Raw genomic sequence first — 19,473 nt, forward strand, 5'->3', positions numbered from 1 at the left:
GGGTGACATTGGCAACCGCGCGCGTGGCTTCTTCAAGCAGGCCGATCAGAAAAAATCAGCAAAACAATTAAACTCTGCGCGTGGGGGCCGTAATATCAATCAGACCGCGAGGTCATGGTTTCATTCAACATAGTTGCGATGCAGGTCCGTCGGAAATCATATACTCGTGCAGTCGGCAAGGCATGGCTTACTTAAGCGACGCTTGAAGAATCGGCTTCCGGATGCATTCCCACCCACATGGCACCGGAAGCCGATTTCCCCCTTACACCTGAAACGAAATGGTCGCCCGCAATCCGCCAGTAGTCCGGTTTTCCAAGCGGACATCGCCATTGTGCGCGCGGGCAATGGCGCGCGAGATAGTCAGTCCAAGGCCGGAACCTCCCGTCGACCGGCTGCGCGAGCGTTCGGCGCGCATAAAAGGCTCGAACATGTTTTCGGCCAAAGTCATGTCAATGCCGGGTCCATCATCGTCAATGTCGACAAAGATCATGCCATTTTCTGCACGGATCGCCAATGCGGCATGGGCCCCATAAGTGATGGCGTTGTTGATGAGATTACGAAGCGCGCGCCGAATGAGCACCGGCCGGATATGCGCCACCACACGCTGATCAGGCAAATTAACCTCGGCAGCGGCAAAATCACTCGCGACCGATTCGACCATCGCACCTATATCCACGGATTGCAGCGGTTCGCCGGATTTTCCCAACCGCGCGAGCGTCAATATATCATCCAATATCGTGACCATTTCATCGATGGTCGATGCCATTTTTTCGCGCTCTTCGTCGTCATCAACCGATTCGATCCGAACGCGCAGTGCGGCCAGCGGCGTTTTGAGATCATGCCCAATTGCGCCAAGCATGACATCTTTTTCGCCAAGCAGGTTGGCGACACGCGCCTGCATGGCGTTAAACGCCACGATCAATTGCTGTATATCATCCGGCCCTGCGCGTTCCATGGGTTCGGGCTCGCCTGCAAGGCCTACCCGCCGCACGCGTTTGGTCAGGTCCTCAAGTGGGCGCGCGATTCGCCGCGCCACCAACGCCAGCGGTATCATAACGGCGGCGAACAAGGTGATTGTTTGCAGCAGCAACGCAAATATCGATGCGTTTTCGTTGGGACGAACCAGCGCTGCTGCATTAATCCACTGTCCATTCGGCAAACGCGCGGTGAACAATACCGCCCTGCTCGGGGTTTCCCGGCCAGCTTGGCGAAATCGGATGGACTGCCACCGCCGCATTTGCGGCGCGCGCAATTCAAACGGCAACGCCGCGATTGCCACCGTGGATATGCGAATATTTGATAGCTCAATGTCGCCTTGCCGTAAAAACTCCTGCGCCCGTTCGGACATTTCGCTTTGATAATCAGCGCGCAATATTTCGACGGGTGAGGGGGTCAGGCTTATCGCAACAGCTCCAGCGCGGCGACCGGATCTAAACCGTTCCCGCATGCCCCTGCGTACGCCATTTCCGGTGTCAAAAGCATTGGCCCCCTGCCGTTCAAGCTGGTTGGCAACGCGGCTCACGACCAAGACCGAGGTTTCGGCAATCGCGCGTGTCCGCACGCCCGACAGCAACAATGCCGCATTTACCGATTGCGCGATAAGCAACGCCGACGCTGCCACGAGCAGGATTTGCCCATACAGGCTGCGGGGCCAGAGGCGGAACGTTCGTCCCGCCATCACAAACGCGTGACAGTGGTGGAAAATCGGTAGCCGCCGCCCCAGATGGTTTTGATGTGGCTTGGGTCTTTTGGATCACGTTCAATTTTGCGGCGCAGGCGGCTGACCTGGTTATCGATGGCGCGGTCAAAAGGGCCACCTTCGCGTCCACGCGTCAAGTCAAGCAGTTGATCGCGGCTTAGCACCTGGCCGGCGCGGATAATCAGCGCCTCGAGCATCCGAAATTCGCCAGTGGACAGCGGCACAAGCACGCCCTCCGGGTCATGGAGCGATTGTTCCGTCGTATTCAGCGTCCAGCCGTCAAAGTTGAAGCTGGTGTTGTTGCGGTCAGGCTTAGGCGCGCCGGAATTGATCCGGCGCAAGACGACCTTGATTCGGGCCACAAGTTCACGCGGCGAGAACGGTTTGACGACATAGTCATCAGCGCCAATCTCCAGACCGATGATGCGGTCGGTTTCTTCCGACTTGGCCGTCAGCAGGATGACCGGCGGGCCATCATGCGCGGAAATATGTTTGCACAAGCTTAGCCCGTCTTCGTCGGGCATCATGATGTCGAGCAGGACGAGATCAATATCATAAGACAGCAAAGCCGAGCGCGCGGTCGATGCATTTGCAGCGTCGGTTACCCTGAAACCCTGCCGTTCAAGATATTTTCCCAGCGGCTCACGAATCGACGCTTCATCATCGACAAGCAAAAGATGGGCGCGGGATTTGTTCATGTCGTTTCAGCTTAAGGCATTTTGCCGATGTGGCGCAGGAAAAAAACCGGAGGAGAAGGAAAGGGAAAACTCCTCCGGTCAAGAATGACACGGCCCAAAAGGGAAGGAAGACCGCGCCAGCAAAGCTCTTTATCCGGCGTCGGGTTGCGCAGGCGCATTACGACCGCCCCATCTGCCTTTACGTACGGCCTGACGCTCCTCGGCCGTGATGCTGCCATCCTTGTTGGCATCAGCCTTGGTAAACCGGGCTTCCATCGCGGCGCGGAATTCCGACTGCGATACAGCCTTGTCGCCATTGACATCCGCACGCGCCATCATCCCCATGGCTCTCCCGCCGCGACGGCCGCCTTGACCGGCCATCTTGCCGCGTTCCATCCGCGCGGCGCGGCGGCCCTCACGGTTGCCTGCACGCGCCTCTTGCATGGCCATGAATTCGGCCTGGCTGACTGACCCATTATTGTCGGCGTCCATCTCGGTAAAGCGCTTAACCATCATGGCGCTTTTGTCGGCGGCGTTTAACATGCCATCCTGATTGGCGTCCATCCTGGCAAAGCGGGCATCGCCTGCCGCCATGGCCTCGGCCTTGGTAACAACGCGATTGCCGTCCTGGTCAGCCTTTGCGCCAGGAGCGGCATATACTGCTGCTGCCGCAGTCACGGATAAGGCCATCAGGCCAGCATATATTGAAAATGTCTTCATGATCATCGCTCCTTATTGTCGTCGGCATGACGGCATGTGACAGGGAATAGACAATATATGTCGCAACCATATGTCGAAGCAAAGGCTGCTTTGTAGCAAAATGTATCAATTCCTGAGGCTGTAGCCGCACGAGTGACATGCAATGAAGGTCGGAAGAGAAGTTGGAGCGGGTAAGGGGAATCGAACCCCTCTAGCTAGCTTGGAAGGCTAGTGCATTACCACTATGCTATACCCGCGATGGGCCATAGGGCCCGTCAAGAGCGCCGCTATTGCCATTATCTGGCGCAAGCGTCAACGCCCTCATTGCAAAAGAAAGGGCCGCAAAAGCGGCCCAATCAAATGCTTGGTTGGATTATCAGTGCTTTTTCTCTGCCCAGATTGTCTTGTAGGACATCCATGCCAGCACGGTAAAGATGAGAAGGAAGCCAAGCGCCGCAAATCCAGCGCTCTTGCGGTTTTCCATCTTGGGCTCGGCGGTCCACGTCAGGAACGCCGCAACGTCCTTAGCCATCTGCTCCTTCGTTGCTTTGGTACCATCGTCATAGGTAACCTGATCGTCGACCGCAATTGGCGCGGCCATGGCGATGTTGAGGTTTGCAAACCACGGGTTGAAGTTCAGGCCAGGAGGCGTTGCGGCATCAGGAAACTCCTTAAGCAGCTCTTTGCCTTCTTCGTTCTTGTAGCCAACTTGCTCACGGTAACCGAGGAGCAAAGAGTATACATAAGCCGGGCCACCTTCGCGCGCCTTGGTGATCAAGGACAGATCCGGCGGAAGCGCATTGTTGTTGGCTGCACGTGCGGCGGTCTCGTTCGCAAATGGCGAAGGAATTTTGTCTGCAGGAATGGCTGGACGTGTGGCTGGCTCACCCGTTTCAGGGTTGATGCTTGGCACTTCGGTCTTCCATGCCTTGGCCAGCGCTTTCACTTGGTCTTCGTTGTAGCCCAAAGCGGCAAAATCACGGAAAGAAACCAGTTTCAGGCTGTGGCAAGCTGAGCAGACTTCGGAATAGACCTTCAATCCACGCTGCAACTGACCACGGTCAAATTTGCCCATGGGACCGTCATGCGCGAAGTTGACCGCTAAAGCCTCTTCGTGGAACTCATGCTCAGCCGTCGGTAGCGCGGGTTCCTTGATCGCCGAAACGACGGTGTCCCCAAGACCAAGCAGCAGCATGCCACTGAAAAACAGGCCTACCAAAAAAGCAATTAAACGAACCATGATTATGCTTTCCCTGTTTTACGCAGTCGCAAGCTGAAGCGGTTTGCCAGTGACGGCTTCGGTAATTGAATTTGGCAGCGGAAGCGGCCGTTCAATGCGCGAGACAATCGGCAAGATGATCAAGAAGTGGGCGAAATAATATGCGCCTGCAAGTTGGCTGAGTACGACCCACTGCGTATATGGAGGCTTACCGCCGCAATAGGTCAATATGACCAGGCTTGGGATAAGGCCAAACCAGAAGAATTTGCGGAACAGCGGACGATAGTGTCCTGAACGCACTGGTGATGTGTCCAACCATGGCAGGAAAAACAACAGCAGGATCGAACCAAACATTGCCAGCACGCCCATAAGCTTCGCTGGAATAATGGTAATGCCAGTGAAGGGAATGCCGAAGTCGACGGTGAACGCCTTCAAAATCGCGTAGAATGGCAGGAAATACCATTCAGGCACAATGTGCGCTGGCGTTGAGAGCGGGTTAGCCGGGATGTAGTTGTCGGGGTGTCCAAGCATGTTGGGTACAAAGAACGTGACGGCCACAAACAGGATAAGGAATATTCCAAGACCGAAGCCGTCCTTCGCGGTGTAATATGGGTGGAATGGGACAGTGTCCTGCTCGCCCTTTACGCTGACGCCAGTGGGGTTCGACGAACCGGGAATATGCAACGCCCATACGTGCATGATGATGACACCGGCAATGACGAACGGCATCAGGTAATGCAACGAGAAGAAACGATTCAGCGCAGCTTGATCTGGCGCAAAGCCGCCGAGAAGCCATTGACGCAATGGTTCCCCCACCAACGGAATGGCGGAGAAGAAGCCGGTGATAACCTGCGCACCCCAGAAGCTCATTTGGCCCCATGGCAGGACATAGCCCATGAAGGCAGTCGCCATCATCAACAGGAAGATGGTTACACCCAGCAACCAGATCATTTCACGCGGCGCTTTATAAGAGCCGTAGAAAAGTCCGCGGAAGATGTGCGTATATACCACGATGAAGAAGAAACTTGCGCCGTTCATGTGCGCATAACGCAAGAACCAACCAGCGTTCACGTCGCGCATGATGTGCTCGACGCTGTTGAACGCGCCATCGACGCTTGCGTAATAATGCATCGCCAAAACAATGCCGGTGACGATCTGAATAACGAGTGCGACACCCGCAAGAACGCCAAAGTTCCAGAAATAATTGAGGTTACGGGGGACCGGATAACCGGCGCCGACGGCGTTAAACACCAGACGCGGCAGTGGCAGGCGTTCATCGACCCACTTACCAACCGTGCCCTGCGGCTTATATTCTTGTGCCCAAGGGAAGCTCATAGCGTTTTAGCTCCTCAACCGATTTTAACGACTGTGTCAGAAAGAAATGCAAATTCCGGAACAACGAGGTTCAGCGGAGCTGGACCCTTCCGGACGCGTGCAGCGGTGTCATAATGCGAGCCATGGCAAGGGCAGAAATAGCCGCCATACTCGCCTTTTACCTCGCCCGCTGCTGCACCTAACGGCACGCAACCCAAATGGGTGCAGACGCCAAGGGTGATCAGCCAATTTTCTTTACCGGGCTTGGTCCGCTCGGCCAGCGTTTGTGGATCGCGGAGCGAACCCACATCAACCTTGTTAGCTTCGTCAATCTCGACAGGCGTCAGGTTGCGAATAAAGATAGGCTGCTTGCGCCAGCTTGTTTTGATGGCCTGGCCAGGCTGGATTGCAGCTACATCAACTTCGATTGATGCAAGCGCGAGGACGTCGGCACTTGCACTCATCTGCGAAACGAGCGGAACCGCGACCGCCGCAGCACCGACACCGGCAAAGCTGACGGTGGCAATATGAATGAAATCGCGGCGACGCACGCCCTGACCTTCACCACTGCCATCACGTTTCACGCGTAATTCCTCAATGGGAATGCCATCCAAAGTCGCGCCATCGGCGTTCAATGCCGCCGCAACCGGGTCCGCTGGGGCCTTTACAGGTTTTTTTCCCGTGCCATCTGGCTTTTTGACTGTAGACATAATTTGCCCTTTTTGCGTCGCGGAAATGGACCGCGCAATACCGTCGAAATCCCGTCACTCCCGCATAAGTCAAACAATTCGGCTTATAACAGGGGCGATTCAGCGGCCTGATAGACGCCTTTAACGCTATTTGCCAACAGGGAATTTGGTCGCCAGCGTACCAAACGACGTATGCATGGTTGCATTTAGCGAAACTAGCTCGAATTGGGCTCTAATGCTTGCTTGTCGCAACATATTAAGCGTAAAGGGCGCAAATTTTAAACGATTATTATTGGAGTAGACATCGATGGCGACGGTTTGGACGCCGGAAAGTTGGAGAGACGCAACGGGCATCCAAATGCCCGTATACAAGGACGCAGCCGCTTTGGCCGCGACCGAGGCAACGCTGCGCAATTATCCGCCGCTCGTTTTTGCTGGTGAAGCGCGTAACCTCACAACCGATCTTGCAAAAGTCGCCGAAGGAAAAGCGTTTCTGCTTCAGGGCGGTGACTGCGCCGAAAGCTTTGCCGAGTTTCATCCGAATAATATTCGCGATACATTTCGCGTCATCCTGCAAATGGCCGTTGTGCTGACCTTTGCGGGCAAGTTGCCTGTGGTGAAGCTCGGACGGATGGCCGGCCAGTTTGCCAAGCCACGTTCCACGCCGACCGAAACAATTAACGGGGTCGAACTGCCCAGCTATTTCGGTGACATTATCAACGATATCGAATTTGTAGCCGAAGGGCGTGAGCCCGATCCAGCACGTATGGTCCGCGCGTACAGCCAAGCGGCGTCGACGTTGAACCTTTTGCGTGCCTTTTCCAGCGGTGGTTATGCAAATCTTCAGCAGGTCAACGCCTGGACGCATGATTATATGGGCCGTTCACCGTGGGCACAAAAATATAAGGAAACCGCAGATCGCATAAGCGAAGCACTGGCCTTTATGGAAGCGTGCGGCATTACGCCTGAAACCGTACCACAGATTAAGGGTACGAGCTTCTACACCAGCCATGAAGCCTTGTTGCTGCCTTATGAGCAGGCAATGACTCGTCAGGACAGTCTGACTGGCGGCTGGTACGATACGTCGGCGCATTTTCTGTGGATTGGAGACAGAACGCGTTTTGAAGGCTCGGCGCATGTGGAATTCCTGCGCGGTATCGGCAACCCCATCGGCATTAAATGTGGTCCAAGCCTTGAACCCGATGCGTTGCTGCGCATGCTCGACACATTGAACCCCGCGCGCGAGGCAGGGCGGATTACGCTGATTTCACGTTATGGTTATGACAAGGTTGAAAGCGGCCTGCCCATATTGGTGCGTGCGGTGCAACGCGAAGGGCATCCGGTTATCTGGTCGTGCGACCCGATGCATGGTAATGTCATCAAATCCGCAAGCGGCTACAAAACGCGGCCGTTCGAACGCATTTTGGCAGAAGTGCGCGGGTTCTTCGCCGTGCATCGCGCTGAAGGCAGCTTTGGCGGCGGGATTCATATCGAGATGACTGGCCAGAACGTGACCGAATGTACTGGCGGTGCAGTTGCCGTGACCGACGAGGGACTGGCAGACCGGTATCATACCCATTGCGACCCGCGGCTGAACGCTGCGCAGTCGCTTGAGCTCGCATTTTTGCTTGCAGAAATGCTTAATCAGGAAATGCACGAGCGCGCAAAAAAAGCGGCTTGATTATGCAGTGTTGACAGCTTGCCCGCGCTGACGGTGCGGGCGACCCGAATTTGCTGGACCGGTCCGGTTGGCTTGGACAGCCTAAAGCGGGATAGTTTCAAGGCGGTAACCGTACCCGAATACCGTAAAAATGCGAAAACCGTTCTCAGGCCGCAAATCAAGCTTCGCCCGTACGCGCGAAATGTGCATATCCAGCGTGCGCGTTGCAAGCGTTGCCGTCGTCCGCCAGATGGTTTCCATGATAAAATTGCGCGCCAATGTCCGGTCGGCATTTTTAAAAAACATTTCGGCCAGCTCAAATTCCTTTGCAGTAAGGAAAGCAGTCTTGCCGTGTAACGTTACGCTCTGTTCAAGCCTGTTCATGGTGTATTTGCCGTATGTGACTTCAGTATCAAAGGCGCCGGTTGCGGACGAACCGCGTAACAATGCCGACACGCGCGCGGCAATGATGGACCGGTCTTCGGGTTTTGTGATGTAATCATCCGCGCCGGCGTTCAATGCGTCAGTTATGTCGCGCTTGGCAGACCGGCTTGCCATCATGATCACAGGCGGGCGCTTGGGCAGGTTGGTTTCCATCCATTGCAAAATGGAGTAGCCGTCACTTCCGGGAATATTCCAGTCAAGAATGACAAGGTCAAAGGTAGTTTTTTTCGAAAGCGCCTGCGTTAACGCGCTGCTCTCAACAAACCCAACGGCTTCATGCCCTAGATCTTGCACAATGAGCTTAAGATGCGCAACCACCTCCGACTCGCCGTCGGCAATACCTACCCGCATTATGGTCCGCCCCTCAGCAACCGGCCGATTGTACGGCAATGCGCTGTATTAGGCCAATATTTGTCCGGTTACCAGACAAGAGCCCAAACATTTACAATCGTTTACAACATTTCCGGAAATAAGGCAAGCAATTTGTGTTTAAAAATGGCTGGGGCGGCAGGGATCGAACCTGCGAATGGCGGCATCAAAAGCCGCTGCCTTACCGCTTGGCGACGCCCCAGCAAGCCAGTAATCTGGCCATTGCGGGCGGCTTATATCGCGGGAATCGTTTCGCGCAACTGCTTAATCGACACGTTGCACCCAGTTATGGTTGTCTTCGGCAACACCGCGTTGGATATCCACAAGCTTTGCGCGGAGTTGCTGAGTCATCTGCCCTGCACCGCCTGCGCCGATCGTGAAACTGCCCGCCGCCGACTGTACCGTTCCGACCGCGGTGATGACTGCAGCCGTGCCGCAAGCAAAGGCTTCGACCAGTCGGCCCGATTCTGCGTCGGCGCGCCACTGGTCGATTGCATAACGTTCCTCGCGCACATTCAATCCTTGTTCGCGTGCAAGTGTCAGGACGGAATCGCGCGTGATGCCCTCTAATATTGTGCCGTCCGCTGGCGGCGTGATGATCGACCCATCGTCAAACAGGAAAAACAGGTTCATGCCGCCAAGCTCCTCGACCCAGCGGCGTTCGGCGGCATCCAAAAACACGACCTGGTCGCATCCCTGACGGATGGCTTCGGATTGGGCAACAAGGCTGGCGGCATAATTGCCACCGCATTTTGCCGCGCCGGTTCCGCCCGGAGCTGCTCGGGTATAATGTTCGGAAACCCAAATCGAGATGGCGGGGGCACCGCTCTTGAAATAATTGCCTGCTGCGGAAGCGATGACCATGAACAGATACTCAGCGGACGGCTTGACGCCCAAGAATACTTCACTCGCGATCATGAAGGGCCGCAGATAAATGGAGCCACCGTCGACGGACGGAAACCAGTCCCTGTCTACATCGACCAGCTGGTTGCAAGCCTGCAAAAACATCTCCTCGGGCAGCTCGGGCATGGCAAGACGCTTTGCCGAACGTTGGAAGCGGCGGGCATTTTGTTCGGGGCGGAAAAGCGCCATACCGCCATCGGCCAAGCGATACGCCTTTAGCCCTTCAAAAATTTCTTGCGCATAGTGCAGCACCGCCGTTGCGGGATCGAGCGTCAATGGCCCCCGCGGCCCGACTTTTGCATCATACCAGCCCTTTGTGTCGGAATAACGAATCGTGACCATATGGTCGGTAAACACGCGGCCAAAGCCGGGATCGGCAAGCCGCGCCGCGCGTTCTGCCGGGGCCACCGGGTTTGGGTTCGCCTCAAAAGGAAATGCGCCAGCGGTCATCGATGTTCTCGTTCATTAGGGTATTGCACTGTCCTATGGGCTAGGCCAAGATACGTCAATATGGCTGTCCCATCTTCTATCCCGCCCACAGCATCGCCCTTGTTTCTTCGTGAGAACGAAGTCCGGCGCGGCGTCGAACTTCTGTTTTTCGGATATACGCGGCTCACCCGCGCAATTGATAACGGCTTGGCAGAGCATGGCCTTGGCCGCGCGCACCACCGAGCGCTCTATTTTATCGCGCGCCAGCCAGATTTGCCAATTACTGCCCTGCTCAAAATCCTCGCGATCACCAAACAGTCGCTTGGCCGCGTACTGACTGACCTCAGCGATCAAGGCCTGATCGAAACACGCACGGGCAATGTCGATCGCCGACAAAAACTGCTTCGCCTTACGCCTGAGGGAATGCTCTTTGAAGCGCAATTGTTCGATGCCCTGCGCAAAAGCCTTGCGTCGGCCTATGCAGCGGCCGGGCAAGAATCGGTGACGGGTTTTTGGCGCGTTCTGGAAGGGTTGATACCCGCTGAAGACAAGGCCATGGTCGTTGCCTTGCAAAAGGACATTTGATGCGCGACACACTCCCCCGGCTTGAACAGACGATAGCCCAGCGATCAGGTGCAGCACCAGACAGCAGCTATGTTGCTTCGCTTTTTGCCAAAGGACGCGGCAAAATTGCGCAGAAGGTTGGTGAAGAAGCCACTGAGACCATCATTGCGGCGCTTTCCGGCGATGCGCACGACGTGACTGCCGAAGCGGCAGACCTGATTTTCCATCTTTTGATTTTGCTGAAAGATGTCGGCGTTCCATTTGATGACGTGCTTGCTGAGCTGGACCGCCGTGAGGGCGTCTCTGGCTTGGTAGAAAAAGCATCGCGCAACCAAGATGGGGAATAAAGATGCCAATTGACCCGACTTTAGAATATGATGACCAGAATATTTTCGCCAAGATCCTGCGCGGCGAAATACCGTGCAGCAAAGTGTTTGAAGATCAATGGGCGCTCGCCTTCCACGATATCAACCCGCAGGCGCCGGCCCATGTCCTGGTCATTCCAAAAGGCGCTTATGTCAGTTGGGATGACTTCAGTGCCAAGGGCGGCGATGCGGAAATAGCGGGATTTGTCCGCGCCGTTGGGCATGTTTCGCGCGAATTGGGGTTGGTTGAACCGGGATATCGGCTGCTTGCGAATATCGGAATGGATTCGCATCAGGAAGTTCCGCACCTCCATGTCCATATTTTCGGTGGAAAACCGCTCGGACCCATGCTTATGCGGTGAAATTAAGTTGCGCGGAGTCATTTTGAGGCTAGGTTCCGCGCCATAAGAAATCCATCGGGGAGATTATGATGGCCGTTGAACAGCAATCCGTGATGCAGCGCATGTTTGCGCGCAAAACGATCGCGCAAGTACAAAGAGAGTCGGCAAATAGCGAACTGAAGCGTTCGCTCGGTAAATGGAACCTTCTGCTATTGGGCGTAGGCTGCATCATCGGTGCGGGTATATTCGTCCGTACGGGTAGCGCAGCCGCGTTGCACGCTGGACCTGCCGTCATGCTATCGTTCGTTGTTGCAGGTATTGTCTGTGCGTTTGCAGGTTTATGTTACGCCGAGCTTTCCTCGACGCTGCCGGTGTCAGGTTCCGCCTACACCTATAGCTACACCACATTGGGTGAATTTGTTGCCTGGATAATGGGCGCGCTTCTGCTCCTCGAATATGGTTTGGCGGCATCAGTCGTGGCTGTCGGGTGGAGCGGCTATGTCGTCAGCCTCTTGGCGGATTTCGGGCTTGTTATCCCTCCACAGTTTACCGGACCCACCGGCCACGCTGTCATGCGTGACGGGGTACCGCTGATCGTCGATGGAACCGCTGTCACCGCGATATTCAACTTGCCGGCCTTTGCAATTTGTATGTCGCTTGCATTGTTGTTGATGGTGGGTGTTTCTGAATCGGCCAAGGTCAACAACATCATTGTGGCAATTAAGGTGAGCGTGCTGGCTGCTTTCATTTTGGTTGGCGGATATCTTGTACTCACCAACTTGCCGGAACTGGTCGCCAAAAACTGGACACCGTTTATTCCTGAAAACACTGGCGACGGTGAGTTTGGCGTCGATGGCATCATGCGTGCCGCGTCGATCGTGTTCTTTGCCTATATCGGCTTCGAAGCTGTTTCGACCGCTGGTCAGGAAGCCAAAGACCCCAAGCGTGACATGCCGTTCGGTATCATCGGCTCGCTGATTGTCTGCACCGTCATCTATATGCTTGTCGCGGCGATCATGACCCTGCTGGTGCCATACGGCACATTGAACGTGCCTGACCCAGTAGCCGTTGTGGTTGATAGCTTTGGCGCGCAATGGGCATGGCTTGCAAAGACCATCAAGGTCGGCGCGATTATCGGTCTGACGTCAGTTGTGCTCGTGCTGATGTATGCGCAAACACGTATTTTTTACACCATGGCCCGCGATGGCCTGTTGCCGAAGATATTTTCAAAGGTGCATCCAAAGTTCCACACACCTTATATCAACACGATTTTGGTTGGAACGATTACTGCCGTTGCGGCAGGGTTCTTTGACATTAACGTGTTGGGCGACATGACGTCGGTTGGGACATTGGCCGCATTCGCCATTGTTTGCCTCTCGGTGATTTACCTGCGCCGTGCGGCGCCTGACCTGCCACGTGGCTTCTCGGTGCCGTTGTATCCAGTGGTGCCGATCCTTGGCATCTTGTCGTGCCTCTATCTGATCACGACCGTGCCGTACAATGTCTTGATATTCTTCATCTACTTCTTGGCGGCGGCAATAGTGTTGTATTTCGTCTACGGCATGCGCAATTCAAACCTGCAGCATGACCAGAGCATGGATGATGCGCCGGACATGGGTGAGTTTCCTGGTCCCGTGGTGGACTAAGGCACGCGCAAAGCTAAAAAGGATAAGGGGCGCTTCGGTGCCCCTTTTCTTTGCCTTAGGTGGGCGGGTTGACTGGCAGGGGCTGTGTGGTGCCGGGCCGCGTAAACAGCTTCCCCTTTTCGCACCATAATACAAGGCCAAGCGCCACGATGCCGCAGCCCAGAAAGCCGAAAGCGACGGGATACACGGTGCCGTCAAACTGCTGCCCGATGATGGCGCCAAGTGATGCGGCGAGAACCGTACGCACGAAGGTCTGGAACGACGAAGCAGCGCCCGCAACATGGCCAAAGGGCGTCATTGCAATCGACGAGAAATTGGAGCCGATAAATCCGATCATCGCCATATTGGCCGTGAGCAGTAGCAGAAAAATGGGTAACGACGTGGGCGTAAAGCGCGCCGCAAACAACTGTAACGCACCAAGGGCAATGAATGTCAGCAAAGCGGTTTGCGACACGCGGCGCGCGCCAAAGCGTTCGACGATGCGCGAATTGGTGAAATTCGACACTGCGATGCCGACGGCAATGATGGCAAAACCGATGGTGAAAAAATCGGCAGCACCGAACACTTTGTCGAACATCTGCTGCGAACTGTTGAGATAGCCGAACAGCGCACCCTGAACGATGCCAGCACCAACCATGTAACCCGCCGAGTTGCGATTAAGCACCACGATCTTCCATGCCTTCGCCAGTGCGTGCGGCTCAATTGGAATGACGTTTTCGGGCGCTAATGTCTCCGGCAGGCGCAGATACAACCATATAGCGGCGGCAACCGCCATCAACGCCATCAGGTCAAAAATTACGCGCCAGCCTGCAAACAGCAAGACCAATTGCCCAATCGTCGGCGCGACAATCGGCACAATCATGAATATCAGAAATATGGTCGACATGCGCCGTGCCATCGCGTCGCCTTCAAACTGGTCGCGGATAACCGAGACGACGAGCACGCCCATCGCCGCCGCCAATAGGCCATGCGAGAAACGCATAATGAGCATGACGCGAAAGTCAGGCGCAATTGAGCACGCGAGCGAAAAAACTGCAGCGCCAATTGTAGCAATCAGCAAAATTGGCTTTCGGCCATAGCGGTCGGAGAGTGGACCATAGATCAGTGCACCAATGCCGGTTCCAGCCAGAAACGTTGAAATGACATATTGGATCTGGTTTGGGTCGGTAAGGCCAAGGCCGCGCACCATAGCCGGAAAGGCGGGCAGCATGGCGTCGATGGCAAGCGCATTCAGCGCCATAAGCGACGCCATCATAACGGTGAGTTCGCGTGGACCTATGGATTTCTTGGCTGGAGTCGGGGAGGGCATATCGCGGCTATGCGGGAGTGGGGGCTATTATGCCACCCGCTAATTCGTCAAATCAGCCCAGCGCTGCGCATGCTCGTAAAACCGTTTTTGCCAATGATGATGTGGTCATGCACAGCTATCCCGAACTTTCGTCCGGCGTCGGCAATGTCTTTGGTCATGGCGATATCCTGCCGGCTTGGGGTGCTATCTCCGCTTGGGTGGTTGTGCACCAATATGATCGCAGCAGCGCCAAGATCCATTGCGCGCCGGATCACTTCTCGGGTGTAGATCGCGGCCTGATCCACCGAACCTTCGCTCGCAACCTCATCACGTATCAGCATATTTTTGCTGTTCAAATACAAGGTGCGCACACGCTCAATAGTAAGATGCGCCATATCCGCGCGCAGATAATCAAGCAGTGATTGCCACGAGGATATAATGGGCAACTCGCGCACAGGCTCGCTTAACAGGCGAAGCGCCGCGACCTGAACGATTTTCAGGGCGGCGACGCTCGTTTCACCCATCCATTTTTCCTGCAAGATGCTGGCAGCGTCGGCGGTGAGCAACGCCGATAGACTGCCATATCGCGCGATGAGATCTTTCGCGATCTGCTTTGTATCGCGGCGAGGTATCGCAAGCGCGAGGAGATATTCGACAAGCTCATGGTCGTGCAGGCTGTCGCCATTTTTTTCCAATAATCTCTTTCGCAGGCGCGCACGATGGCCAGCGCCATGATGTTCGGTCTTTTCCGCGCCTTCTGTCATCACTGCTATCCTTTTGTGATTTATCCCTTTTCTGTGATTTTTAAATTTGGCGCAAGTCGCTTGGCGCGAATGAGTTGCAACATGATGGCCTTTCCCGCATTTGAAGCGCATGCAGGATGCTGCCGACGAAACACCGACGGGCGATGTCGATGTGCAACCCTATAGCGGTGCACGGTGGAAGCGGCGCATATTCGGCGCAGTTGCGCTTTTGCTCGTTGTCCTGCTGGCGTTTACATGGACGCAACGCAACAGCATCGCTGATCGGTTCGTACAAAACGCGTTTGCCGAACGGGGCGTCAAGGCAAGCTATAAGATCGATACCATCGGATTTCGAACGCAGCGGATTCGGGACCTTGTCATTGGCGATCCGACGCGACCCGATCTGACAGCAAAGCTGGTCGAAATTGACGTAGCGCTTAACTTTTCGGGCGCCGCTTTGCGCGACGTCCGTGCCAAAGACGTGATGCTGCGCGGGCGCTATGTGAATGACAAGCTCACTTTTGGGGAGCTGGATAAATTCAGGGACCCCACGTCGACCGAGCCATTTAAATGGCCAGACATTGCCGTGGATATCAAAAATGCCCGCGCGCGGATTGATACGCCATGGGGCGTGATCGGCGCTGGATTGAACGGCAGCGGTCTGTTGCGCAACCGGTTTTCCGGCAATCTTGCACTGCGTTCGCCCGGCCTAAAGATAGCAGATTGCAACGCCACAGACGTGAGTTTCGACGGGAAGCTGTTGATGGAATGGCGTGAGCCGCGTCTGATCGGCCCGATAACGTCATCGCGCGCGAACTGCATGCGGGCAGGTGTTGGTCTCGTCGCGCCGCGGTTGAATGCCGACCTGAAACTGTCGGAACGCTTCAATGCTTGGTCGGGCGATATCGGGGTCGCGGTGCCGTTCGTGAACGTTCCTAAAACGCAACTGAAAGACGTTGCAGGAAAATTATCGGTCGACGGCTCACTTAAGCGCACGAACTTTGCGCTCATGCTTGAAAAAGGAAATTTACGTTCTGCGCCTTTGTCTGTCCGCCAGCTGCAGATGAACGCCAAAGGCTATGCAGGCATGGCCGATGGCCGGATCGCGCTATCGGTTCGCGGCAGCGCGTCATTGAACGGCGGCGCGTTTGATCGCGGAACGATAAATGGGCTGGGGTCAATTGCTGCGCAGACCGGGAACACGCCCGTCGGGCCCATTATTGCGCGGATGGCGCCAGTTCTGGAAAATGCGGGTGACCAATTTACCGCCAGCCTCGATTTCGATGCCTATCAGGATTTCCAAAGTCGGCGGGGGGCAAGCATCGGTGCTTTGGCCTTCACCAGCGCATCTGGTGTTCGGGTTCGGCAGATCGGCAGTTTCGGGATCACACAAGCTTCTGGCGGCTTGCAGTTAAATGCGCCGGTGGGGCTGGCATTGTCGGGCAATAACCTTCCGTCCGCGACACTCACCGTCGCGCAGTCAGGACGCAGTTGGTCAGGCAATCTAGTGGTCGCGCCTTATGCCGCCGGTGGCGCGCGGCTTGCTGTGTCCAACCTTGCGTTCAATGGCAGTCCGGGCCAGGCTTGGCGGTTTCAGGGGCAGGCAAAGCTGTCAGGGCCAATGCCGGGCGGATTTGTCACCGGGCTGAATTTGCCGATTGCGGGTCGCTATACGGCCGGTACATTTGCCTTATATGACAGCTGCCAGAATGCACGTTTTGATGCATTGCGCGTCTACAGTCTGGCGTTACGTGGCCAATCGCTTCGGCTCTGTCCAGATGCTGGCCAGTCCATGCTCACTTTGCGGAACGGCAACGCGCGATTTGCGACCAATATCGCGGGTTTCGCCGCTATGGGCACGCTTGGCAGTACGCGAATTGCCGCGCGCAGTGCAAACATCCGCTTCAGCCTTGATGAAGGCTTTGCTGCGCGCGATGTCGTTGTCGAGCTGGGCGAACCCGACGTACGCACACTGCTGAACATGACAACGCTTGCCGGCAGCATCAATCAGGGTGGTGCGGACGGCACTTTGACCGGCGGCGCGGGTCAGATTGGCAACGTGCCACTTTTGCTTGAACAAGCGTCTGGGGAATGGCGTTACCTTGACCAGATATTGACGCTGAACGCGCGCCTAAACGTTCTTGATGCCGCTCAGGTCGACCGGTTTGAACCGATGGTGGTGCCCGATATGCTGCTGACGTTAGAAAACAACGTCATTTCCGCGATCGGCCATCTGGTTGAGCCAACCACCAATACGCGCGTGTCCGACGTCGATATCCGGCATGACTTAAGCAACTCAAGCGGACGCGCCTTGCTCGCAGTCGATGGACTTCGCTTCAATGATCGCTTTCAACCCGATTTGCTGACGTCGCTTGTTTTGGGTGTAGCCGCCAATGTGGATGGGGTCGTGTCGGGTGATGGCCGCATTGATTGGGACAAAGCAGGTGTGCGGAGCACTGGCCGGGTCTCCACAAAGGGCATGAATCTGGCCGCTGCCTTCGGTCCGGTAGAGGGCCTCACCACCGAAATCGTCTTTTCCGACCTGTTGGGGCTGGAAACAGCGTCCGGGCAAATTGCGACCGTCGCGTCGGTCAACCCGGGTATTCCCGCGCTCGACGGAAAAATCAGTTACAAGTTGCTGCCGAACCGGCAGGTGGCGGTTGAATCGGGGCGCTGGCCGTTTGCCGGTGGCGAACTTATCCTTGAGCCGACCGTACTTGATTTCGGCGTTGAGTCAGAACGGCGTCTGACCTTCCGCGTCATTGGCGTCGATGCGGAGAAACTGCTCGCGGGCTATGATTTCCAGAACCTACGCGTAACCGGGGTGTTTGACGGCACCTTGCCTATGGTCTTCAACCAGGACGGCGGCAGAATAGTCGGCGGGGCTCTGGTCTCCAGACCGGGCGGGGGCGAGGTGAGTTATCTTGGTGAACTGGCTTATAAGGATATGGGCGTATTTGCCAATTATGCCTTCAACGCGCTGCGCTCGATCCGTTATTCTACGCTGACCATTGGTGTCGGCGGCGATCTCGATGGTGAAATAGTCACGGACATCAGCTTCACCGGGTTGCAGCAAGGTACACTGGCAAAGCGCAACTTCATCACGCGGCAGCTCGCCCGAATCCCGATCAAATTCAACGTCAGCGTGACTGCCGAGTTCCTGAAACTTATCGGCTCGATTCGTGGACTTTACGACGCAAATTATGCGGCAGATCGTGATCTGCAATATCTGCTCGAGGAGCAGAAAAAACAATCGGACGGCACAACGCCGCAAGCGGTTGAAACAAAAAAAGAACCATCCAATGAATGAACCATTCAGCAAAGGGAAAGCGAACATGGCGCACTACCGGCCTCAATTGACGAACCGCACGGATAATGCGATTCGCCGCCTTATGGGGAAACTGATACTCTTGTTCACGCCGTTGATGGCGTCGGTCTTAAGCGGATGTGTGCAGGTAACTGCGCCCGACAAGCCAATCGTCATCAACCTCAACATCGCGATCCGGCAGGAAATTTTGTACAAGCTGGCTGCGGCGTCCGAAAAAGTGATTGAAGAGAATCCGGAGATATTTTGATGAAAAATTCGGTTGAAATGATGATCGCGGCCTTGCTGCTTGGCACAACAGCTACAAGCGCAGTGGCCTTTCAGGCAGGACGCGATCCTGCCTACCAAAGCGCACGCGCCAGCGGACTGGTCGGTGAAAAATCGGATGGCTATCTTGGCTTTGCGACACCGCCGTCGCCCGCCATTCGCGCGTTGGTTGAGGACATTAACATCAAACGCAAGGCTGCTTACTCGAAAGAGGCGCTCGCAAACGGCGCAACTGTCGAAGAAATGGCGCTGCGCAGCGGTTGCCGCCTGATTGCTGAACGTACGGTCGCAGGTGAAAAATACCAGACGCCGTCGGGTCAATGGATGACGCGCGATGCTGGTGCGCCTCAGCTGGACCCACGCTGTCCTTGATCCCAATTATTCGGGTAACGCAACATGGTTTGTTCCTATCATCCGTCATCCTGAACTCGCGTCAGGATAACGCGCGACGGTTTGTTATCCTGAAACAAGTTCAGGATGACGATTTTAGAAGACGATTTTGAGCGTTCCCGGATTGACTATGATGCGTGTTCAAAGCGCCACATCGCGCTTTGCGCATATCAACAACCAACAAACCGGGCCGGGGCAGTGATGTCCCGGCCTTTTCTGTTGCAATGCAACATTCTTGCTGGCGCGCTGTTGACTTGATGCTGGGCCTCTCCTAAAGCGCCGATGCCTAGGCGGGGTTGCCCCGATTTCGTGGCGGTTTCCCCTGATTGAAGGATGGAATCACATGATGTCGGACAATTCCGGGCAGGATGGCAAAAGCAAAAGCGACGCTCGGCTCGATTCGTTAGACATGCAGCTGAAAGCGGCGCGGAAAGCTGAAGCA

18 protein-coding genes and 2 tRNA genes are annotated in these 19,473 nt (G+C 55.6%); 8 read left to right on the top strand and 12 right to left on the bottom strand.

The window, feature by feature from the left end; translation table 11 throughout:
- Window positions 1–262: 262 nt before the first annotated feature.
- The 7 genes from ACLL9E_RS01215 to petA form a co-directional block, all read right to left on the bottom strand.
- Window positions 263–1,621 (bottom strand): sensor histidine kinase, encoded by a 1,359-nt coding sequence (locus tag ACLL9E_RS01215; protein WP_411289928.1) that lies wholly within the window; start codon window positions 1,619–1,621, stop codon window positions 263–265.
- 56 nt (window positions 1,622–1,677) lie between these two features.
- Entirely contained in the window at window positions 1,678–2,397 is a 720-nt protein-coding gene (locus ACLL9E_RS01220) for a response regulator (RefSeq protein WP_411289929.1), read from the bottom strand.
- A 129-nt stretch (window positions 2,398–2,526) separates the two neighbouring features.
- Entirely contained in the window at window positions 2,527–3,096 is a 570-nt protein-coding gene (locus ACLL9E_RS01225; protein ID WP_411289930.1) for an EF-hand domain-containing protein, read from the bottom strand.
- Window positions 3,097–3,258: 162 nt separating this feature from the next.
- Window positions 3,259–3,332 (bottom strand) — tRNA-Gly (locus ACLL9E_RS01230).
- A 119-nt stretch (window positions 3,333–3,451) separates the two neighbouring features.
- Window positions 3,452–4,315, bottom strand: a complete 864-nt coding sequence (locus tag ACLL9E_RS01235; protein ID WP_411289931.1) for a cytochrome c1 — start codon at window positions 4,313–4,315, stop codon at window positions 3,452–3,454.
- An 18-nt stretch (window positions 4,316–4,333) separates the two neighbouring features.
- Window positions 4,334–5,629 carry a cytochrome b gene (locus ACLL9E_RS01240; protein WP_411289932.1) on the bottom strand — a complete coding sequence of 432 codons (1,296 nt, stop codon included), beginning with the start codon at window positions 5,627–5,629 and terminating at the stop codon, window positions 4,334–4,336.
- 14 nt (window positions 5,630–5,643) lie between these two features.
- Window positions 5,644–6,192, bottom strand: coding sequence for a ubiquinol-cytochrome c reductase iron-sulfur subunit (gene petA / locus ACLL9E_RS01245; protein WP_411289947.1), 549 nt, complete (start codon window positions 6,190–6,192; stop codon window positions 5,644–5,646).
- Window positions 6,193–6,604: 412 nt separating this feature from the next.
- Between petA and ACLL9E_RS01250 the strand changes: the two genes are divergently transcribed.
- A complete protein-coding gene (locus ACLL9E_RS01250; protein ID WP_411289933.1) occupies window positions 6,605–7,978 on the top strand; it encodes a class II 3-deoxy-7-phosphoheptulonate synthase in 1,374 nt (457 codons plus the stop codon).
- An 81-nt stretch (window positions 7,979–8,059) separates the two neighbouring features.
- Here the strand turns inward: ACLL9E_RS01250 and ACLL9E_RS01255 are convergent, their stop codons facing one another.
- The 3 genes from ACLL9E_RS01255 to ACLL9E_RS01265 form a co-directional block, all read right to left on the bottom strand.
- Window positions 8,060–8,752: a response regulator transcription factor gene (locus ACLL9E_RS01255; RefSeq protein ID WP_411289934.1), complete on the bottom strand. Its 693-nt coding sequence runs from the start codon at window positions 8,750–8,752 to the stop codon at window positions 8,060–8,062.
- Window positions 8,753–8,897: 145 nt separating this feature from the next.
- Window positions 8,898–8,972: transfer RNA gene (locus tag ACLL9E_RS01260), tRNA-Gln, on the bottom strand.
- Window positions 8,973–9,034: 62 nt separating this feature from the next.
- Window positions 9,035–10,123 carry a branched-chain amino acid aminotransferase gene (locus tag ACLL9E_RS01265; protein ID WP_411289935.1) on the bottom strand — a complete coding sequence of 363 codons (1,089 nt, stop codon included), beginning with the start codon at window positions 10,121–10,123 and terminating at the stop codon, window positions 9,035–9,037.
- A gap of 60 nt (window positions 10,124–10,183) precedes the next feature.
- On the opposite strand from ACLL9E_RS01265, the gene ACLL9E_RS01270 reads away from it, so the two are divergent.
- The 4 genes from ACLL9E_RS01270 (at window position 10,184) to ACLL9E_RS01285 (ending at window position 13,018) form a co-directional block, all read left to right on the top strand.
- Complete coding sequence (locus ACLL9E_RS01270; RefSeq protein WP_411289936.1) at window positions 10,184–10,687, top strand: MarR family winged helix-turn-helix transcriptional regulator; 504 nt, start codon at window positions 10,184–10,186, stop codon at window positions 10,685–10,687.
- On the top strand, window positions 10,687–11,013 hold the full coding sequence (locus tag ACLL9E_RS01275; protein ID WP_411289937.1) for a phosphoribosyl-ATP diphosphatase: 327 nt from the start codon (window positions 10,687–10,689) through the stop codon (window positions 11,011–11,013). The genes ACLL9E_RS01270 and ACLL9E_RS01275 overlap by 1 nt, the downstream gene beginning before the upstream one ends.
- Window positions 11,014–11,015: 2 nt before the next feature.
- Window positions 11,016–11,393, top strand: a complete 378-nt coding sequence (locus ACLL9E_RS01280; RefSeq protein WP_411289938.1) for a histidine triad nucleotide-binding protein — start codon at window positions 11,016–11,018, stop codon at window positions 11,391–11,393.
- A gap of 65 nt (window positions 11,394–11,458) precedes the next feature.
- Window positions 11,459–13,018, top strand: coding sequence for an amino acid permease (locus tag ACLL9E_RS01285; RefSeq protein ID WP_411289939.1), 1,560 nt, complete (start codon window positions 11,459–11,461; stop codon window positions 13,016–13,018).
- Window positions 13,019–13,073: 55 nt separating this feature from the next.
- On the opposite strand, the gene ACLL9E_RS01290 is transcribed toward ACLL9E_RS01285, so the two are convergent.
- Window positions 13,074–14,327 carry a multidrug effflux MFS transporter gene (locus ACLL9E_RS01290; RefSeq protein ID WP_411289940.1) on the bottom strand — a complete coding sequence of 418 codons (1,254 nt, stop codon included), beginning with the start codon at window positions 14,325–14,327 and terminating at the stop codon, window positions 13,074–13,076.
- 47 nt (window positions 14,328–14,374) lie between these two features.
- The gene (radC, locus tag ACLL9E_RS01295; protein WP_411289941.1) at window positions 14,375–15,070 is read right to left on the bottom strand and encodes a RadC family protein; all 696 of its coding nucleotides are present in this window, start codon (window positions 15,068–15,070) and stop codon (window positions 14,375–14,377) included.
- Between the two features lie 109 nt (window positions 15,071–15,179).
- On the opposite strand from radC, the gene ACLL9E_RS01300 reads away from it, so the two are divergent.
- The 3 genes from ACLL9E_RS01300 to ACLL9E_RS01310 are packed head-to-tail and all read left to right on the top strand — an operon-like array spanning window position 15,180 to window position 19,013.
- Window positions 15,180–18,359 (top strand): YdbH domain-containing protein, encoded by a 3,180-nt coding sequence (locus tag ACLL9E_RS01300; protein ID WP_411289942.1) that lies wholly within the window; start codon window positions 15,180–15,182, stop codon window positions 18,357–18,359.
- Between the two features lie 25 nt (window positions 18,360–18,384).
- Window positions 18,385–18,624, top strand: coding sequence for a YnbE family lipoprotein (locus ACLL9E_RS01305; protein ID WP_411289943.1), 240 nt, complete (start codon window positions 18,385–18,387; stop codon window positions 18,622–18,624).
- Window positions 18,624–19,013 carry a YdbL family protein gene (locus ACLL9E_RS01310; protein ID WP_411289944.1) on the top strand — a complete coding sequence of 130 codons (390 nt, stop codon included), beginning with the start codon at window positions 18,624–18,626 and terminating at the stop codon, window positions 19,011–19,013. The genes ACLL9E_RS01305 and ACLL9E_RS01310 overlap by 1 nt, the downstream gene beginning before the upstream one ends.
- Window positions 19,014–19,473 lie beyond the last annotated feature (460 nt).

Source organism: Sphingorhabdus sp., from assembly GCF_046596595.1.
Taxonomy (GTDB): Bacteria; Pseudomonadota; Alphaproteobacteria; order Sphingomonadales; family Sphingomonadaceae; genus Sphingorhabdus_B.